Source organism: Candidatus Desulfolinea nitratireducens (assembly GCF_982879505.1).
This window is the reverse complement of record NZ_CEYOSI010000070.1, coordinates 1-15,507: the sequence shown is the minus strand read 5'-3', so window position 1 is coordinate 15,507 and position 15,507 is coordinate 1. Positions and strand designations below refer to the sequence as shown.

The window sequence follows — 15,507 nt, the reverse complement described above, 5'->3', positions numbered from 1 at the left end:
AAAATTTAATAGGCTTTCGTTTCTCTCAATTTTCCCCTTTTTATTGAGATGATACAAATAATTTATATATTGCACTGATTGTTGGGGGATATGTAAGAATTTAATTTACCTGGAAAATCAATTTATTTCAAATTGTTTGCCTTGAGACTGATCAGGATCATGTCACGATTTTTCATTATCTATTCCCAATATTTTTAAAAAGGATACAAAATCAATTATTTGGGTTATTATTAGATAATAGCCTTTTTCGAATTGGGTAATAAAGCGATGACTGATAAAAAAAATATAATTCAAGCTTTTACGAATATGGCGCCCAGGTATGAGAAGATTGTTGATTCGGAATTGCAAAACTTTTGGGGGTGGAGTTACAGGGGGGTGGTCGATAGTTTATTTGAAGATATATCTGTAAATGGAAAAGATATTATTTTGGATATTGCAACGGGAACCGGTGTTATCCCTGATCGACTATTAAAAAATGGAATTGACGGTAATCGCATCCACGGATTAGATATTACTCGGGCAATGCTGGAGCATGCCCAGCTTCGTCTAAATGGTGGGAATGGTCAGAAACCAATTAACCTGACTTGCGCTTCTGCTATGGAAATGCCTTACGCAAATGCATCCTTCACGATCGCGGTTTGTGGACTCGCTACGCATCATATGTCTGTTGAAATCTTACTATCGGAAACATGTCGAATTTTAAGGCGAGGCGGCAAGCTCACTATCGCAGATGCTGGTGGAATGCTATATTGGAAGATACCGGGAATAAAATTGCTATTGAAAATTGCAGCCTTCATATATTTTTCAATCACCGATGATCCGTCTCGAGCATGGTCGGAAGCGGACGCTGTTTCAAATGTACGCTCTAAAGAGGAGTGGTCCTCGCTACTTTCAAAAAACGGGTTTGAGGACATTTCCATTGTCACGCTGATATCCAAATTTTCTTGGATATCATCCCCTTTGATTATTAAGGCTGAAAAAAGGTGAGGTAAATTACCATGGAAAATTCATATAAACTAATTGAAGAAGGAAGAAAAGATGAGCTTTGGAAAAAACATTGTGGATATCTAAAACTAAGCCGCTCTGAATTTCGAGAGATTCAAGAACGGTTATTGTTGGAACAATTGAGGTTTCTTTGTAAATCTACTTTTTCAATTCGAATGATGGGTGGGAATGCACCAAGTACGGTTGAGGAATTTCGCAATATTGTTCCACTAACAACATTTTCTGAATATTCAGATATTCTAAATGATAAAAAAGATGATGGTTTACCAATGGAGCCATATGTCTGGGCCCGGACTTCAGGCCAAAGTTCAGATCAGGGACCTAAATGGATTCCTTATACGAAGGCAATGTTCGATCATCTAAGTGATCCCGTTATTGGAGCGATGCTAATGAGCTCCTGTTCTGAAACAGGAGTTGTAAACCTGGAACGAAATGATAAATTTCTGATGGCTACTGCTCCGCCTCCCTATGCTTCAGGGTATATTGCCCGATCCACTCGAGATAATTTAGAAGCTATTTTCCTTCCCAGTTTGGAGGAAGGAGAAAAGATGTCCTATGGTGAGAGAGTCGCAGCAGGTTTTAAATTAGCCTTAGAACAAGGGTTGGATTATTTTATGGGCATTTCCATTGTTTTAGCTAGAATGGGGGAACAATTTGAATCGCAAACATCAAATAGCCGACCCTCGAAAGAATTATTTAACCTGGCGATTTTATGGAGACTATTAAGAGCATTGGTAATTTCAAAAATCAATAATCGCCCAATTCTGCCAAAAGATATTTGGAAACTTAAAGGGATCATGTCTGGCGGTACTGACACTGAAATTTACAAAGACAAGATCGAATATTATTGGGGAAAAAAACCGCTGGAGGGTTTTGCTTGTACCGAAGGTGGAAATTTAGGCATGCAGTCCTGGAACTATAAGGGTATGACCTTCTTCCCAGACAGCGTATTCTTTGAATTTATTACTTTAGAAGATTATGATCGGAATAAGGAAGATCCATCTTACCTGCCAAAGACATATCTCTATGATGAATTAGAGGAAGGTATTTATGAATTGGTATTTTCGAGTTTCTATGGCGGCGTTTTTGTGCGATATAGAATTGGAGACTTTTTTGAAGTAATTTCTAATGATGATAATGAAATAGGAACGGAACTCCCACAAATGAAATTCTATTCTCGTATTAGCGGCATCATTGATCTGGGAGGCTTGCTTCGATTAACAGAAAGAAATATATGGAAAACAATTGAAGCAACTGATATTAAATATAATGATTGGGTTGCGCGAAAAGAAGTAATTGATAGCGTAACCAAGCTCCATATTTATATTGATATCAAAGATGATGAAAACACAACAAATGATTCTGTTCATTTAACTTTAAATCAAAAACTTTCCGAGAAATTTGCTGAATACAATGATTTTCGAGAAATGATAGGGGCTGATCCCTTGGTAGTAACAATCTTACCAACAGGGTCATTTGATTCTTACATGAAGATGCAAATAAAAGCGGGAGCTGATCTTGCCCATTTAAAACCCCCGCATATGCAACCTTCAGATGCAATCATGGAGACTTTGAAAACAGTCTTGTACGAAAATGTTATTTAGTACGCATCCCGACATTTTTTTTACCAGCCCGAAGTAATGTCGGAAGTAGGTCATTAATGGGGTAGCCGTTATCTGGTAATGATGCTAACATAGCAGCACGCCTATGTATTGGAACGCTACCACTTTAGTATCAATAATTGCTACAATTTTGTATGGGGTTATTTTAGCGCTGGCGTTAATATCTACACCCAGAAACCGCTTACGAATCATATTTTCATATTATTTGTTTGCCATGTTAATATGGTCAATTAGTGCCTTTTTATCAACTTCCGGACTAGTTAACGTTCTCCCCTGGTTTAAAACAATGGCAGCCGCGCCAATTGCGATGATGTTGTCAATTTTCTTTTTTGTTCAGAATCTTTTTGGCTTACGGTCAAAATTAGCTAAACCGATGCAGCTATATGGGGTAATTGCTATTGTAATTACATTTACATCTGATTTTGTAGTACAGGATGCACATCTTGATCAGACAGGAGAATTGTTTTATCGGTTAGGATCGTATTTTTGGGTAGTCGCTGTTCCCGGCTACATATTGATGCTATCCAGTGTAGCCGAGTTGATCAAAGGATATAACACTTCGCTTAATGAAAATCACCGCAATCGCATCCGGTATTTATTTCTTGGGTTGACGATAACGATCTTAGCATCATTTGCCAACTTCACCAAACTTGGAAATTATCCGATAGATATAGCTGCAAATGGAATAACAGCAATCCTGATTGCATATGCAATTATGCGTCATCAATTGTTGGAAATCCGAGTTGTATTGAGATATGGACTACTATATTCACTCACAACTGCAATTTTTGGTCTCGCATATTATGTGAGCATATCACTGGTTTTATTTTTATCGCAAATAATTATTGGCCAAGAACTATTTTTTCTATCTATATTTATCGGATCACTTAGTGGATTTCTTTTATCCCCTATCAGAAACCAGGTACAAATTTGGATTGATCGAATATTCTATCGCGAAAAATATAATGCTGGTCTGATGCTCCAGCGGCTAAGTCAGACCACAGCTTCCCTCTTGGATCTAAATAAAATTACCAACATGATTTTAGATGAAGTCATCGCTACACTGCATATTGAGAGCGCCACAATATTTATCAATGATTCCGAAAACGGTAATTTTGTAATTATTGCTGAAAAAGGGAAAGGCGAAAAGGTACTGAAAAATATCCGCAAGGATCACCCGATCATTAAGTGGATCAGGGAGCACAATAAAATCCTTACCAGAAATGAATTGTTGATTAATCCAATATTTAAATCTCTTTGGGAAATCGAGTGGAAAGAATTAGACGAATTCAAAGCTGAACTTTTCGTTCCCCTTCATACAAAAGGAGAATTTGTTGGTTTTTTGATTGTGGGTCCAAAACTTTCTCACCAGCCCTATACAAAGGATGACGAATTAATGTTGTCCACACTGGCGAACCAGACAGCAGTAGCCGTTGATAACGCCAGATTATACGAAGAATTGGAACAAACATTTAATCAGACCATTGGTGCTCTCGCAAATGCCATTGATGTTCGCGATACTTATACAAGTGTGCACAGCCAAAAAATTGCCGATTGGGCGGCCGCGATCGCAAGACATTTAGGGTTCACCCCTGATAATGTTCGGAAAATATATTGGGGGGGATTACTCCACGATATTGGTAAGATTGGAATACCTGATTTAATTTTGAAAAAAACTACAAAATTTAGTGAGCAAGAATGGGAGATTATGAAAAAGCATCCCATTATTGGAGCAAATATAATATCAAACATTAAAAAAATTTCAGATGTCGCCCCTCTCATCGAATATAGTCATGAACGATATGATGGATCGGGATATCCCCATGGCATAAAAGGGGAAGATATTCCAATCGGCGCCCGAATAATCACTGTTGTTGATTCATTTTCTGCAATGAGAGATGAACGCCCTTATAAAAAACCGCTTAGTGTTGAAAAGTCAATTAACGAATTAAGAGACAATGCTGGAATCATGTATGATCCGGAAATTGTAGATATATTTATATCTCTTTATGAATCAAAAATAATCCAATAAATCTCAGTCAACCACAAATCCACTTGAGTAGCCTGGCAGGATGGCCAGATGGTGGCCTGGAAGATAATTTATGACTACATGCACCACTAATGTTTTGTAAGCTTTCGCAAAATATCAATTCACATACCCATTACCTACCGAATAGCCACTCATAAAGACAACTTCACCACCTTCTCCATCTCCCTAAAATCGTTGGAAGACTATGGTCAGCGCACAGGGGTTAGGGCGATCACCGGTGGAAATGATCCAGAGAAAGTAAATCTTCTCTGGGAACGACGACGGCCACTGTGGAAACACCTCTCCGACACCTGTGACCAATACTGGATTGCAGAAAAAGATAATGGGGGAAGCGATCGGATATGCGCGCAGTATTCTGCGTGGCGACCATCGTGAACTGACCGATTTCTTTGTAGCACCAAACAGCCAATCGCAAGGTGTGGGCAGGGAACTCATTAAACGCGTATTTCCACATGATACGCATCACCGCTCCATTATCGCCACATCCGATTTTCGCGCCATGTCACGCTATCTCAAGGAAGGGGTTTATCCCTTCGTCACTGAACTCTATTTCGAGCGTGAGCCAGAGCCTCTGACAGTGGAAACCGATCTGGTTATCGAGACTCCGGGCGACACGCGCTCGGTTATTCAAATAATGGGTGAAATTGACCTGGAGATTCTCGGCCATCGTCGTGATATTGACCATGGCTATCTAGTGGGAGACCGTACCCTTTATGTTTATATGCGTGACAGTAATGTCGTTGGATATGGTTATATTGCAAAAGATTATTATGGCCCCTTCGCGTTATTGGAACAGACAGATTTCCCAGCCGTCATCGCTCACGCAGAAAGAAAAGCTTATACCCTTGGCGCAAAAAGTGTTGGTTTTGAAACCCCTACGATCAATACCCGTGCCATTGATTTTCTAATGAAGCGCGGATATCGCATCAAAGGATTTATGGGCTCAATTATGTCAAATAAACCCTTTGGAAAATTTGAGAATTATATCTTATCCAGCCCACCCTATTTTTTGTAGCGCTAAATAGAAATACAAGGCGGAGACTAACGCAGCATTCACCAATTAATTTATCACGCCACATACAATCTTGCACCCTCCCCAAAAGGGGCACTTTATGCTAAAATCCGACCCGTTCGATTAATAAGTATATCCTGTGCGATATGCTTCTTTCCGCTCCCGGCGCGCCCACGGCGTAGACGGGGAGCAATCCCAGGGAAAGGAGGTTTCCCCTCATGCGTAAATATGAATTGGTTTGCATACTCCATCCTGATTTGGAAGAGACCGCATTTAACGATGCCCTCGACAGTATTAAAGGCTGGATAGGCGAAAAGGACGGTACTGTAGATAGCGTGGATAATTGGGGCCGCCGCAAGATGGCCTATTTGATCCGCAAACAGATCGAAGGTCAATATGTCTTGCTTAACGCCAGCATGGCCCCCGGCGCAACAGCAGAATTGGAACGTAAATTGCGTTTTCTTGAGCCTCTGATGCGCCACATGCTTGTTCTCGTCAACTAAATTTTATCGGGTTTCCAATAGAAAAGGAGTTCGCTATGAGTCGAGGCTTGAACAAAGTAATGATCATTGGGCATCTGGGTCGTGATCCAGAGATGCGATATACCCCCTCTGGGCGCCCGGTAGCAACCTTCTCTGTCGCAGTGAGTCGATCCTGGAATAGCTCCAGTGGCGAACGCCGCTCTGAAACAGAGTGGTTCAAAATCGTCGCCTGGGGCAACCTTGCCGAAATTTGTAAAAAATATCTCACCAAAGGACAGCAGGTTTATATCGAAGGACGTCTCCAGACCCGAAGCTGGGAAGATAAAGAAGGCCAGCAGCGCACCTCTGTGGAAGTGGTTGCCAACGAAATGACCATGCTCGGTGATCGACGTGATAAAAGCCAGGACGATAGCGCCATCTTTGACGAAACCCCACCTGAAGTGGATGAAGACGAATTTCCATTCTAAATTAGTTAACCTTGGAGGCAGTAATGCCAGCACCTACCAGACGTCCATTTAAACGTCGCACAAATTTTTATGAGCGCCCTAAAGACTGCCAGTTCTGCACTGACAAAAATGTTGTCATTGATTATAAGAACACAGAACTTTTAAAGCGCTATATTTCAGAAGAGGGCAAAATTCGCCCCCGTCGTCAAACCGGCGCTTGCGCCCGTCACCAACGCACCGTTGCCGGAGAGATAAAACGAGCCCGCCATATCGCATTATTGCCTTATACAGGCAAATACTGGGAAGAGAGCCGCTAACCATCACCACAAAACGGGGCATGGTTCACCTCATGCCCCGTTTGATTTTCACAGGAAAATTATGTCAAATCGCAGATTCAATAATAAAAATGTCAGCAAAAAACATGTTGCCCGAAAAGAGCGTGAAGAAAAACAAGCCGCCCTTATCCGCAATATTGCCATCGGGATTGTTGTTGTGGTCATTCTCCTTATCGGTTATGGCTACCTCGACCAGACCATCATTCAAAATCAGCGGGAAGTTGCTATCGTGAACGATGAGAAAATTACCATCTCGCAATTTCAGGCTCGCGTTCGCCTCGACCGTGAGAATCTCATCAACCAATACATCCAGTATGCACAATTGGCACAGCAATTTGGCATGGATGTTGCCGCGCAAGTTCAGCCCATTGAAGCCCGTCTAAATCAACCCCTACTACTTGGGCAAAATGTTCTCGACACGATGGTCAACGAGTTACTCTATAGACAGGAAGCCACAAATCAGGGGATTACCGTCTCTGAGGAAGAAATTGAAAAAGAGTTGCAGGCTTTTCTAAACTATTTCCCGGACGGGACACCAACACCGGCACCCACAGCCACGCAGTTTGTAGTGGCAAATTCAACGTTCTCGCCCGAACAGCTAAAATTGGTAACCCTTACCCCAACACCAACTAAGGCTCCCACATCCACCCCTGGTGCTGACCCCACAGCGACCCCAGCAGCAGAGGTCGAACCGACCGAGGAGGAGGCAGCAGCCCCCACGCCAGTTCTTGTGCCTACTCTGACAGCAACACCCTATACCTTCGATGGCTATCAGCAGACTTATCAAGATACCCTGCCTATATACACCGATATGGGTTTGACTGAAGAAGATTTTCGCTTCCTCTTTGAATCACGGCTCTACTATGTCAAACTTTACGACGTAGTTACTGCCGATGTTGCACACGAAGGCGAATATATTTGGGCCCGACATATCCTCCTCGAGGAATCGACGCTGGCTACTATTGTCCGTGAACGGCTCCTTGCGGGCGAAGATTTCAGCGTTGTTGCAGCAGAGGCCTCCATTGATCCCAGTGCCGCAACCAATAACGGCGATCTCGGCTGGTTCACAACCGGAATGATGGTAGAGCCCTTTGGGGCAACCGCCTTTGCTCTTGAAATTGGTGAGATCAGTGAAGTTGTCCAAACTGATTTTGGATATCATGTCATTCAGCTGCTGGGACGGGAAAACCGCCCCCTTGACCAAAACACTTACCAGGGCTCTCGTGATCTTGCATTCCAGGAGTGGCTGGCTCAGTTGCGCGAAGAAAGCAATATCGAAATATTTGATATTTGGCAAGAAAATGTCCCCAATGAACCTGATCTGGAGCAAACTCTCGCAGAAATCTACAGCAACCAGCAATAAATTCCATCACGCATAATCGGTAGATAAAAATCAAAAAACGGCAGAATTAAATACCCTGCCGTTTTTTGATTCTACAACTGCAACCTACAACTTTCAAACCTTTAAGCCTTCTTTTACCTTGCCCCCAACATTTCATCACTAACCTCGTCCAATTTCAGGCTGATGATCTGGCTGGATGAATCGCGTCCCATTGTCACCCCGTAGATCACATCCGCTGCCTGAACAGTGTTTCGGTTATGCGTAATGACAATAAACTGTACGTCTTTGCTCAATTCAGTGAGCATCTCCCGAAAACGACCAACATTCGCCTCATCAAGCATTGCATCCACCTCATCCATTACACAGACAGGAGTCGGGGAAACGCGCAGCAAGGCAAAAACAAGGGCAATTGCGGTCAGGCTGCGTTCACCGCCAGAAAGCAGGCCAAGGCTTTGTTCCTTGCGACCCGGCAAACGGGCTTCGATCTCAATCCCCGTTTCAACCAAATTCTCGGGATCAGTCAGACTTAATTTTGCTCCGCCACCCCCAAATAAACGCACAAAAATCTTGCTGAATTCCTGCGCCACAACTTTAAAAGTTTTTACAAAAGCGCGCTCTGTCAAATCATCCAACTCACGGATAACATCCCGCAGATCGGCTTCAGCCTTACGCAAATCCGAGATCTGCTGCTCCATAAATTCATGACGCTTGCTTTCTTTTTCGTACTCTGCCTGTGCTTCGGGATTGACCGGTCCCATACGGCGTAATCGGCTGCGCTGTTGCGAAACCTGTTCATCGAGATCTTCAGGGAGTTCATCAATATCTGATAATTGCTGGACCATGCCATCAAACGGCAGCGGCACAGGCCCGGAAACATTCTCTTCATAGGAAAACATCACCAATCCAAAATCATCTTCGATTTGCTGGCGGAGTCGATCCATTGCTTCCTGGCGGCGCGTCACATCAAGTTGCATCTGCCCATGTTGTCGCTCAACACTCGTCATCAACCGGGTCGCATCGGTTTCCTGCGAACGTTGCTCCGATTCCTGTGATTCGGCAGTTTGTAATTCCTTCTCGGCAGGTCCGGTTTTTTCCTGTAAAACGGCTAACTTCTCATTTAGAAGGGCCTCTTCCTTGCGAGCGTCTTCCTTTTGCTCATCCAACTTCTGCAAGGATTCAATAGTTTCCTTTTTTCGCCTTTGCAGATTTTCCTGTCCTGCTTTCAAACGAGTCAGCGCTTCTTGACGCTCTTTTTGCCTCGCGTCAGCATCACTCAGGGCACGCTCTGAAACAGCAACCCGCGTCTGCCAATAAGTAACCTGATTCTGCATCTCATCGAGTGAGAGTTCAGCCAATTGGGTGGACAAAGAGCGGATGCGCACCTGAGCCTCTTTTTCCTGCCCTTCAACATCTGCCTGCCCCTGGACTGATTCGCTCCGATCAGCTTCCGCTCGATCTAACTCAACCTTTAGTTGCTCACGTTGCTCAAGCTGCCACCTGGCCTGACGCCGGGCAGATTCAGCTTCAAGACCCGCCTGCTCTTCGGCCTTGCGGGCCTCTTCAAATTTCAGGCGCGCATTGCGCTCCGCACCTTCCAGGCGTATTTCCTCCTTTTGCGCGGCATCAAGATCGGTGGAAAGTTTTGCCAGCGTCTTAGCGATGTCCGCTATACGGATATCGATATCACTCAGGGATGCCTGTAACTCTCGGCGTTGGCGAGGCCTGCCCAAAGTCCCCGAACGGTTTTGCCCTCCAGCCAGGATCAAACCATCTGCCCGGAAAACTTCTCCGCGCAAAGTCACGGCACGGACTCTCCCATCCTTTCCCTTCAGCAAACGACGGGCCGCATCTCGATTTTTGACAATCAGCGTCTGCCCCAGCAAAAGATCAACCACTTGTTGCAGGCCATCCGGTGCGATGAGCATCTCAGCGGCAATCCCAAGACAATCATCATCTTTGGGAGCTTTGAGAGGCTTGACATCAGACAGCCAGGCGAGGGGCAGGATCGCAGCACGCCCTGCTTTTTCATTTTCAAGCAAGCGCAAGGCAGACTCTGCGTCTTCACCACTCTCAAGCAGGATCGCATCCACATATTCGCCTAACGCGGCAGCAATTGCTGTTTCAACCTCTGCCGGAACATCAAGCGCGGCACTCAGCGCACCACGTGATGCTTTGAGCTGGGATTTACGGGCAGCCTCGAGCAGGAAGCGCGCACCTTCGGCATACCCTGAAAGTGACTCTTCTGCTTGCTCCAGGACCTCAAGCTGAGCCTCAAGTTTGCTCTTCGAAGTTTCTCGTTCCGCTTGTTTTTCAAGCAAATTGCGGCGATCCTTCTCAAGCTTGGCCGTCTTATCCTGCTGCGCGGCAAAGGCTGATTTGGCTTCCTGGTGGACATTTTCTGCCTTCTCCCGGGCTTTGGAAGTGCGGGAGGCTTCTTTTTCGCTTGCAGCCGCTTTCTCTTCCACCTCGCTGACCATGCGTTCGTTGGCGGTGATCTTTTCCTTGTGCGCATTGATGCGCGACTCAAGGCTATCCAGATGCGCCTGCAATTGAGCCCGTTTCCCACCCAAGGCATTGAGCTCTTGCTGCGCAGAATGCAAGTCATTTTCGGCCTGGACATGTTCGTTTAGTCGGCTGGATAAAGCCGTCCGCGCTGCTTCGATCTGTGTATGCGCTTCTTCGTCTTCGCTTTTCAGTCGGGTGTATTCTTTTTCTGCCGCATCGAGCCCTTCCTGCGCTATCCGTTCTTCATCCTGGTTACGTTCATGATCTGCCAGAATGCTCTTTTCGCTGGCTTCCAATGATCGGCGACGTTCATCGAGCACGGCCAAATTTCGGCTGACTGCTTCACGTTGATTATGCAGCTCAGAAGATTCACGATGCCATTGGTTAAGCTGAGCACGCAATTCCTGAATAGCATTTCGGAAAGCGGTAAATTCGTCAAATTTTTGTTCATGGGTAGAATGCGTTTCACGCAGTTTTGCATCCTGTTTACGGAAAAGATCGCGAGCCTGCGCCAGATCTTTTTGGGCTAGACGCCAATGATAACCATACCAATCCCGCAAGAGGACTTGCAGATCGGCCTGTACCTGGCCATATTCCTGTGATCGTTTTGCCTGCCGCCCCAATCGGCGGATCAATGGTGAGAGCTCGGTCATCACATCGAGAACACGTTCCAGGTTTCGCTCTGTTTTTTCTATGCGACGCAGGGCCTCTTCGCGACGCCCCCGATAGAGACCGATCCCGGCTGCTTCTTCAAAGAGACGCCGACGATCATCTGCCTTGAGCGCAAGGGAGGCATCCACCAAACCCTGTCCAAGAATCGTATAAGTGCGCTCACTAAGACCTGACTGGGAAAGCAGTTCATTGACATCCTTCAATCGAACGCGTTGACCGTTTAACAGATATTCATTTCCGCTATCCCGGTAGGCACGGCGGGCCAGTGCAACTTCCGAAAAGTCGACAGGCAGCCAGTTATCGGCATTATCAAAGGTGATCGTGGCAATCGCCATCCCTGAGCGAGTACGCTGATCAGAGCCGGAGAAGATCATATCTTCGGTTTTTTTCGCGCGCATCAGGCTATTGGATTGTTCTCCCAAAACCCAACGCAGCGCATCGGCAATATTTGATTTGCCAGAACCATTGGGTCCGACAATTGCGGTAATTCCTTCAGCAAATTCAAAGGAGGTTTTTCCCGCGAATGTTTTATATCCTTGAAGATCGAGTGCTTTTAGTCGTAGAGGCATGGTTTATATGTTTGAAAGTTGGCAAGTTTGAAAGTCTAAAGTCTGAAGTCTAAACTCTAAAGGCTGATGTCTATAATATTCCCAGCATTTTCAAAGTCGATTTGGCAGCATATTGGGCAGCGACACTTTTGCTCTGCCCGCTTCCCTTCCCATAGATTTTTCCATCAATATGAGCTTCGACTTCAAATATTTTAGCGTGATCTGGACCCCTGTCAGAAATGGTTTCATAGTGCGGCACACCCATTTTTTGTGATTGCGTCCATTCCTGCAGACGGCTTTTTGCATCGTTAAGGGTCGTCCCGTTGACAATCTCACCACCAGATGCATCCAGTATAGGGATGAAGAATTCCTTCACGGCACTAAAACCCTCTTTCTCGTAGATAGCACCGATCAGGGCTTCAAAGGTTGCGCAGAGCAAAGCCGGACGGTCCGCTCCGCCTGTTCGTTGCTCGCCTCTCCCCAGCCGCATGGCCCGCCCAAGATCAATTTGGCGGGCGAATTCTGCCAATTGTTCAGTTCGTACCAAAGCAGAGCGCGCTTTTGTCAATTCCCCCTCACGCATTTCAGGGCAATGTTCATAAAGCCAGGCACCGACGACAAAATCCAGTACGGCGTCACCTAAAAACTCGAGACGCTCATTATCATCAAGCACATCGCTGTTTTCATTGAGATAGGATGTATGTGTTAGCGCGCGGGTGAGCAGATAAGGATCATCGAGAAAAGGCAACGAGAGCCGTTGTGCCAACTCGACAGGGGATTCGACCCCATTGGGTTGAGACATAAAACCTCCCGGAACTCAGGGAGCGCCAACCACCCAAGCGGGTCAGTAGCTCGCGTTCCATCAGTTCCTATATAAATTTAAGTGACCCGATTTTATCCTGATTTACTGCGTGTGGCTACCCCCCGATTCTCCTTGAAAACAGTTAATAACGTCAGGATCAAATTTACACAAAACCAAAAAAGACAGTAAAATGGTGGCAATCTTAAATCCGGAGGGATCGTGGAAACATCAACGCGCTTTTTACATGCTATTGAAATGGGGGTTGGTGCCTGGGCCTGGGGAGACCGCATCATTTGGAATTACGGGGGCAGCTACGCCGACAAAGAGGTGCGAGGCGCTTTTGATCTCTCACTTGAAAAAGGTATCCGTCTCATTGATACTGCCGAGGTCTACGGACGCGGTCGTTCTGAACGGCTGATCGGTGAATTTCTCAAAGATACCGAAGTTCCTGTCCTGCTCGCCACAAAATTTATGCCATTCCCATGGAGGCTCCTCAAAAGCAGTCTGCTGCGTGCCCTGCGCCACAGCCTTGAACGCCTGGATGTCGAATCCGTTGATCTCTATCAAATCCATTTTCCGATGCCACCCATCTCTATTGAAACCTGGATGAACGAACTTGCCACAGCTGTCAAAGAGGGGTTAACCCGTACTGTCGGTGTTTCCAATTACAACCAGAGCCAAATGCTCCAGGCTTATTCTGCGCTGGCACGGCATGAGATTCCGCTTGCCTCGAATCAGGTGGAATATCACCTCCTGGATCGGCGTATTGAAAAAAGCGGATTGCTCGCTCGCTGCCATGAGTTGGATATCCGGCTGATTGCGTATTCGCCCCTGGCGATGGGCTTGCTGACCGGCAAATATTCAGTTGATTCGCCCCCACCAGGCACGCGCGGACGGCGCTACTCACGCATCCTGCCAAACCTCCCGCCGCTGCTAAAAATAATGACACAAATCGGCCAGGATCAGGGCGGCAAGACAAATGCCCAGATCGCGTTGAATTGGCTTATTTGCAAAAAGACAATGCCCATCCCCGGCGCTAAGAATGCCAAACAAGCCGAACAGAATGCCGGCGCCCTGGGCTGGCGGCTGACAGATGACCAAGTAGCCGCGTTGGATGAAGCCAGCGAAGAATTTACGAAGGAATAGCCCCCACCCAGCCTCCCCCAAATTCTAAGAGCAGAATTTAGGGGAGGAGAAAAGGTATGATATGCAAATCCACAACATTGAGGGCGCACCCGAAGCGATCGGCCCTTATTCCCATGCCATTCAAAGCGGAAACCTCGTCTTTTGCTCCGGTCAAACACCAGTTGACCCCGCGACCATGAAAATTGTCGGCACAACCATCGAGGAGCAGACTGAGAGGGCATTGCAGAATCTCTCCATCGTTTTGGAAGGTCTTGGCCTTTCCCTGCAAAACGTGGTGAAGACCACCGTCTTCCTGAAAGATATGAATGACTTTCAGGGCATGAATGGGGTTTATGCCAGGATCTTCGATGGACACAGACCCGCCCGCTCGACGATTGCGATCCGCCAAAACCCGCTGGATGCATTGATCGAGATTGAGTGTATTGCCGAAATAGAGTAACCCTATCAGAAAGGGCAAGCCATGAAACTGATCTCATTTGATTTGGAAATCTCAAAAATCCTGCCAGAATTCTCCGGGAATTTATTTGAACACGCCCCACTGGGAATCAGTTGTGCCGCAGTCGCTCACGATGAGGTCGAATTTTGGCAGGGGGTTCCACAATTATCAAAAGAAGATTCTCAAATTTTGGTGAAGGAATTGATGGCTTTCGCATCTGATGGTTATACCTTTGTCACCTGGAACGGATGCGGCTTTGATTTCAGAGTATTAGCCCAGGAAAGCGGGATGTTCGAAGAATGCGGTGATTTGGCCTTGAATCATATTGATCTGATGCTCCTGGTAACATTTACAAAGGGCTGGTTTTTGGGGCTCGATAAAGCTTTACAAGGTGCGAATATATCCGGCAAAGTACACGAAGTTACCCTTGCAAATGGAGAAATTCTCGCCAACATGGATGGTGGAATGGCGCCCAATTTATGGGCAAAGGAAGAATATGACGCGGTCCTGACCTATCTCCGCGGCGATGTTGAGCAAACCCTGGCACTGGCAAGGCTTGTTCAGGAATCAAAAAGCATCCGCTGGACAAGTGGACGCGGGAAACCACAATCCGCTTCTGTGCCAAGGTTGATGACTGTAAAAGAATGTTTCGATATCCCGGAACCAGATACCTCCTGGATGTCAAATCCTCCTCAGCGAAAGAATTTCGTCAGCTGGATCCCTGATTGGGAGGAAAAGATTTAGTGAGTAAAACATCCCGCAGGTTCCTATGATCCGAGATCGTCGAAATACACAAATCAGCGGGACGCTCTTAACCAATTTATCCTCCCACATCTACAACCCTGTGCTATAATTCCGCTCGTTATGATAATTACCAAAAACACCAATAATAATAACGACAATGATAATTCGACCAACTGGCGTTGGGACGGGCGATAACACTTGCCCAGGTAACGAATTCATTTTCGGAACACCCTTCGCCCAAAGCTGAGAAAGCCAAGGGCGATTTCTTTTATACAGGATTAAATTCACCACGAAGGCACGAAGAGCACAAAGTTTTCTCCGTGTCCACAAAGAATATCTTTGTGCCCTTTGTGTCTCTGT

At 45.9% G+C, this 15,507-nt stretch carries 14 protein-coding genes; 11 read left to right on the top strand and 3 right to left on the bottom strand.

Going from position 1 to position 15,507, the window contains the following annotated elements:
• Nucleotides 1-267: 267 nt before the first annotated feature.
• From AC3DOM_RS08040 to AC3DOM_RS08005, 8 genes are all read left to right on the top strand, one after another.
• Entirely contained in the window at nt 268-987 is a 720-nt protein-coding gene (locus tag AC3DOM_RS08040; protein ID WP_487918524.1) for a class I SAM-dependent methyltransferase, read from the top strand.
• Nucleotides 988-998: 11 nt separating this feature from the next.
• A complete protein-coding gene (locus AC3DOM_RS08035; RefSeq protein ID WP_487918523.1) occupies nt 999-2,609 on the top strand; it encodes a GH3 family acyl-acid amido synthetase in 1,611 nt (536 codons plus the stop codon).
• Between the two features lie 103 nt (nt 2,610-2,712).
• A complete protein-coding gene (locus tag AC3DOM_RS08030) occupies nt 2,713-4,659 on the top strand; it encodes an HD domain-containing phosphohydrolase (RefSeq protein WP_487918522.1) in 1,947 nt (648 codons plus the stop codon).
• A 340-nt stretch (nt 4,660-4,999) separates the two neighbouring features.
• The gene (locus AC3DOM_RS08025) at nt 5,000-5,692 is read left to right on the top strand and encodes a GNAT family N-acetyltransferase (protein WP_487918521.1); all 693 of its coding nucleotides are present in this window, start codon (nt 5,000-5,002) and stop codon (nt 5,690-5,692) included.
• A gap of 215 nt (nt 5,693-5,907) precedes the next feature.
• Nucleotides 5,908-6,192 (top strand): 30S ribosomal protein S6, encoded by a 285-nt coding sequence (gene rpsF, locus AC3DOM_RS08020; protein ID WP_487918520.1) that lies wholly within the window; start codon nt 5,908-5,910, stop codon nt 6,190-6,192.
• Between the two features lie 35 nt (nt 6,193-6,227).
• Nucleotides 6,228-6,638 carry a single-stranded DNA-binding protein gene (locus AC3DOM_RS08015; protein ID WP_487918519.1) on the top strand — a complete coding sequence of 137 codons (411 nt, stop codon included), beginning with the start codon at nt 6,228-6,230 and terminating at the stop codon, nt 6,636-6,638.
• Between the two features lie 23 nt (nt 6,639-6,661).
• Nucleotides 6,662-6,934, top strand: coding sequence for a 30S ribosomal protein S18 (gene rpsR, locus AC3DOM_RS08010; protein WP_487918518.1), 273 nt, complete (start codon nt 6,662-6,664; stop codon nt 6,932-6,934).
• 61 nt (nt 6,935-6,995) lie between these two features.
• Nucleotides 6,996-8,315 (top strand): peptidylprolyl isomerase, encoded by a 1,320-nt coding sequence (locus tag AC3DOM_RS08005; RefSeq protein WP_487918517.1) that lies wholly within the window; start codon nt 6,996-6,998, stop codon nt 8,313-8,315.
• A 113-nt stretch (nt 8,316-8,428) separates the two neighbouring features.
• Here AC3DOM_RS08005 and smc read toward each other — a convergent pair whose 3' ends face one another.
• Nucleotides 8,429-12,040, bottom strand: coding sequence for a chromosome segregation protein SMC (smc, locus tag AC3DOM_RS08000; RefSeq protein ID WP_487918516.1), 3,612 nt, complete (start codon nt 12,038-12,040; stop codon nt 8,429-8,431).
• Between the two features lie 70 nt (nt 12,041-12,110).
• Complete coding sequence (gene rnc, locus AC3DOM_RS07995) at nt 12,111-12,821, bottom strand: ribonuclease III (protein ID WP_487918515.1); 711 nt, start codon at nt 12,819-12,821, stop codon at nt 12,111-12,113.
• 219 nt (nt 12,822-13,040) lie between these two features.
• Here rnc and AC3DOM_RS07990 point away from each other — a divergent pair, with 219 nt between their 5' ends.
• The 3 genes from AC3DOM_RS07990 to AC3DOM_RS07980 all read left to right on the top strand — a co-directional run bounded on the left by AC3DOM_RS07990 (nt 13,041) and on the right by AC3DOM_RS07980 (nt 15,147).
• Nucleotides 13,041-13,967, top strand: coding sequence for an aldo/keto reductase (locus AC3DOM_RS07990; RefSeq protein ID WP_487918514.1), 927 nt, complete (start codon nt 13,041-13,043; stop codon nt 13,965-13,967).
• A 61-nt stretch (nt 13,968-14,028) separates the two neighbouring features.
• Nucleotides 14,029-14,406 carry a Rid family detoxifying hydrolase gene (locus tag AC3DOM_RS07985; RefSeq protein ID WP_487918513.1) on the top strand — a complete coding sequence of 126 codons (378 nt, stop codon included), beginning with the start codon at nt 14,029-14,031 and terminating at the stop codon, nt 14,404-14,406.
• 21 nt (nt 14,407-14,427) lie between these two features.
• Nucleotides 14,428-15,147: a ribonuclease H-like domain-containing protein gene (locus AC3DOM_RS07980; RefSeq protein ID WP_487918512.1), complete on the top strand. Its 720-nt coding sequence runs from the start codon at nt 14,428-14,430 to the stop codon at nt 15,145-15,147.
• A gap of 90 nt (nt 15,148-15,237) precedes the next feature.
• Here AC3DOM_RS07980 and AC3DOM_RS07975 read toward each other — a convergent pair.
• Nucleotides 15,238-15,507 (bottom strand): hypothetical protein (locus tag AC3DOM_RS07975; protein WP_487918511.1); only part of this gene is annotated, 270 nt, incomplete at its 5' end.

What these genes read in the sequence shown, in the direction of transcription:
- AC3DOM_RS08040 (WP_487918524.1), top strand. Translation starts at nt 268, where the DNA reads ATGACTGATAAAAAAAATATAATTCAAGCTTTTACGAATATGGCGCCC.
- AC3DOM_RS08035 (WP_487918523.1), top strand. Translation starts at nt 999, where the DNA reads ATGGAAAATTCATATAAACTAATTGAAGAAGGAAGAAAAGATGAGCTT.
- AC3DOM_RS08030 (WP_487918522.1), top strand. Translation starts at nt 2,713, where the DNA reads ATGTATTGGAACGCTACCACTTTAGTATCAATAATTGCTACAATTTTG.
- AC3DOM_RS08025 (WP_487918521.1), top strand. Translation starts at nt 5,000, where the DNA reads ATGGGGGAAGCGATCGGATATGCGCGCAGTATTCTGCGTGGCGACCAT.
- rpsF (WP_487918520.1), top strand. Translation starts at nt 5,908, where the DNA reads ATGCGTAAATATGAATTGGTTTGCATACTCCATCCTGATTTGGAAGAG.
- AC3DOM_RS08015 (WP_487918519.1), top strand. Translation starts at nt 6,228, where the DNA reads ATGAGTCGAGGCTTGAACAAAGTAATGATCATTGGGCATCTGGGTCGT.
- rpsR (WP_487918518.1), top strand. Translation starts at nt 6,662, where the DNA reads ATGCCAGCACCTACCAGACGTCCATTTAAACGTCGCACAAATTTTTAT.
- AC3DOM_RS08005 (WP_487918517.1), top strand. Translation starts at nt 6,996, where the DNA reads ATGTCAAATCGCAGATTCAATAATAAAAATGTCAGCAAAAAACATGTT.
- smc (WP_487918516.1), bottom strand. Translation starts at nt 12,040, where the DNA reads ATGCCTCTACGACTAAAAGCACTCGATCTTCAAGGATATAAAACATTC.
- rnc (WP_487918515.1), bottom strand. Translation starts at nt 12,821, where the DNA reads ATGTCTCAACCCAATGGGGTCGAATCCCCTGTCGAGTTGGCACAACGG.
- AC3DOM_RS07985 (WP_487918513.1), top strand. Translation starts at nt 14,029, where the DNA reads ATGCAAATCCACAACATTGAGGGCGCACCCGAAGCGATCGGCCCTTAT.
- AC3DOM_RS07980 (WP_487918512.1), top strand. Translation starts at nt 14,428, where the DNA reads ATGAAACTGATCTCATTTGATTTGGAAATCTCAAAAATCCTGCCAGAA.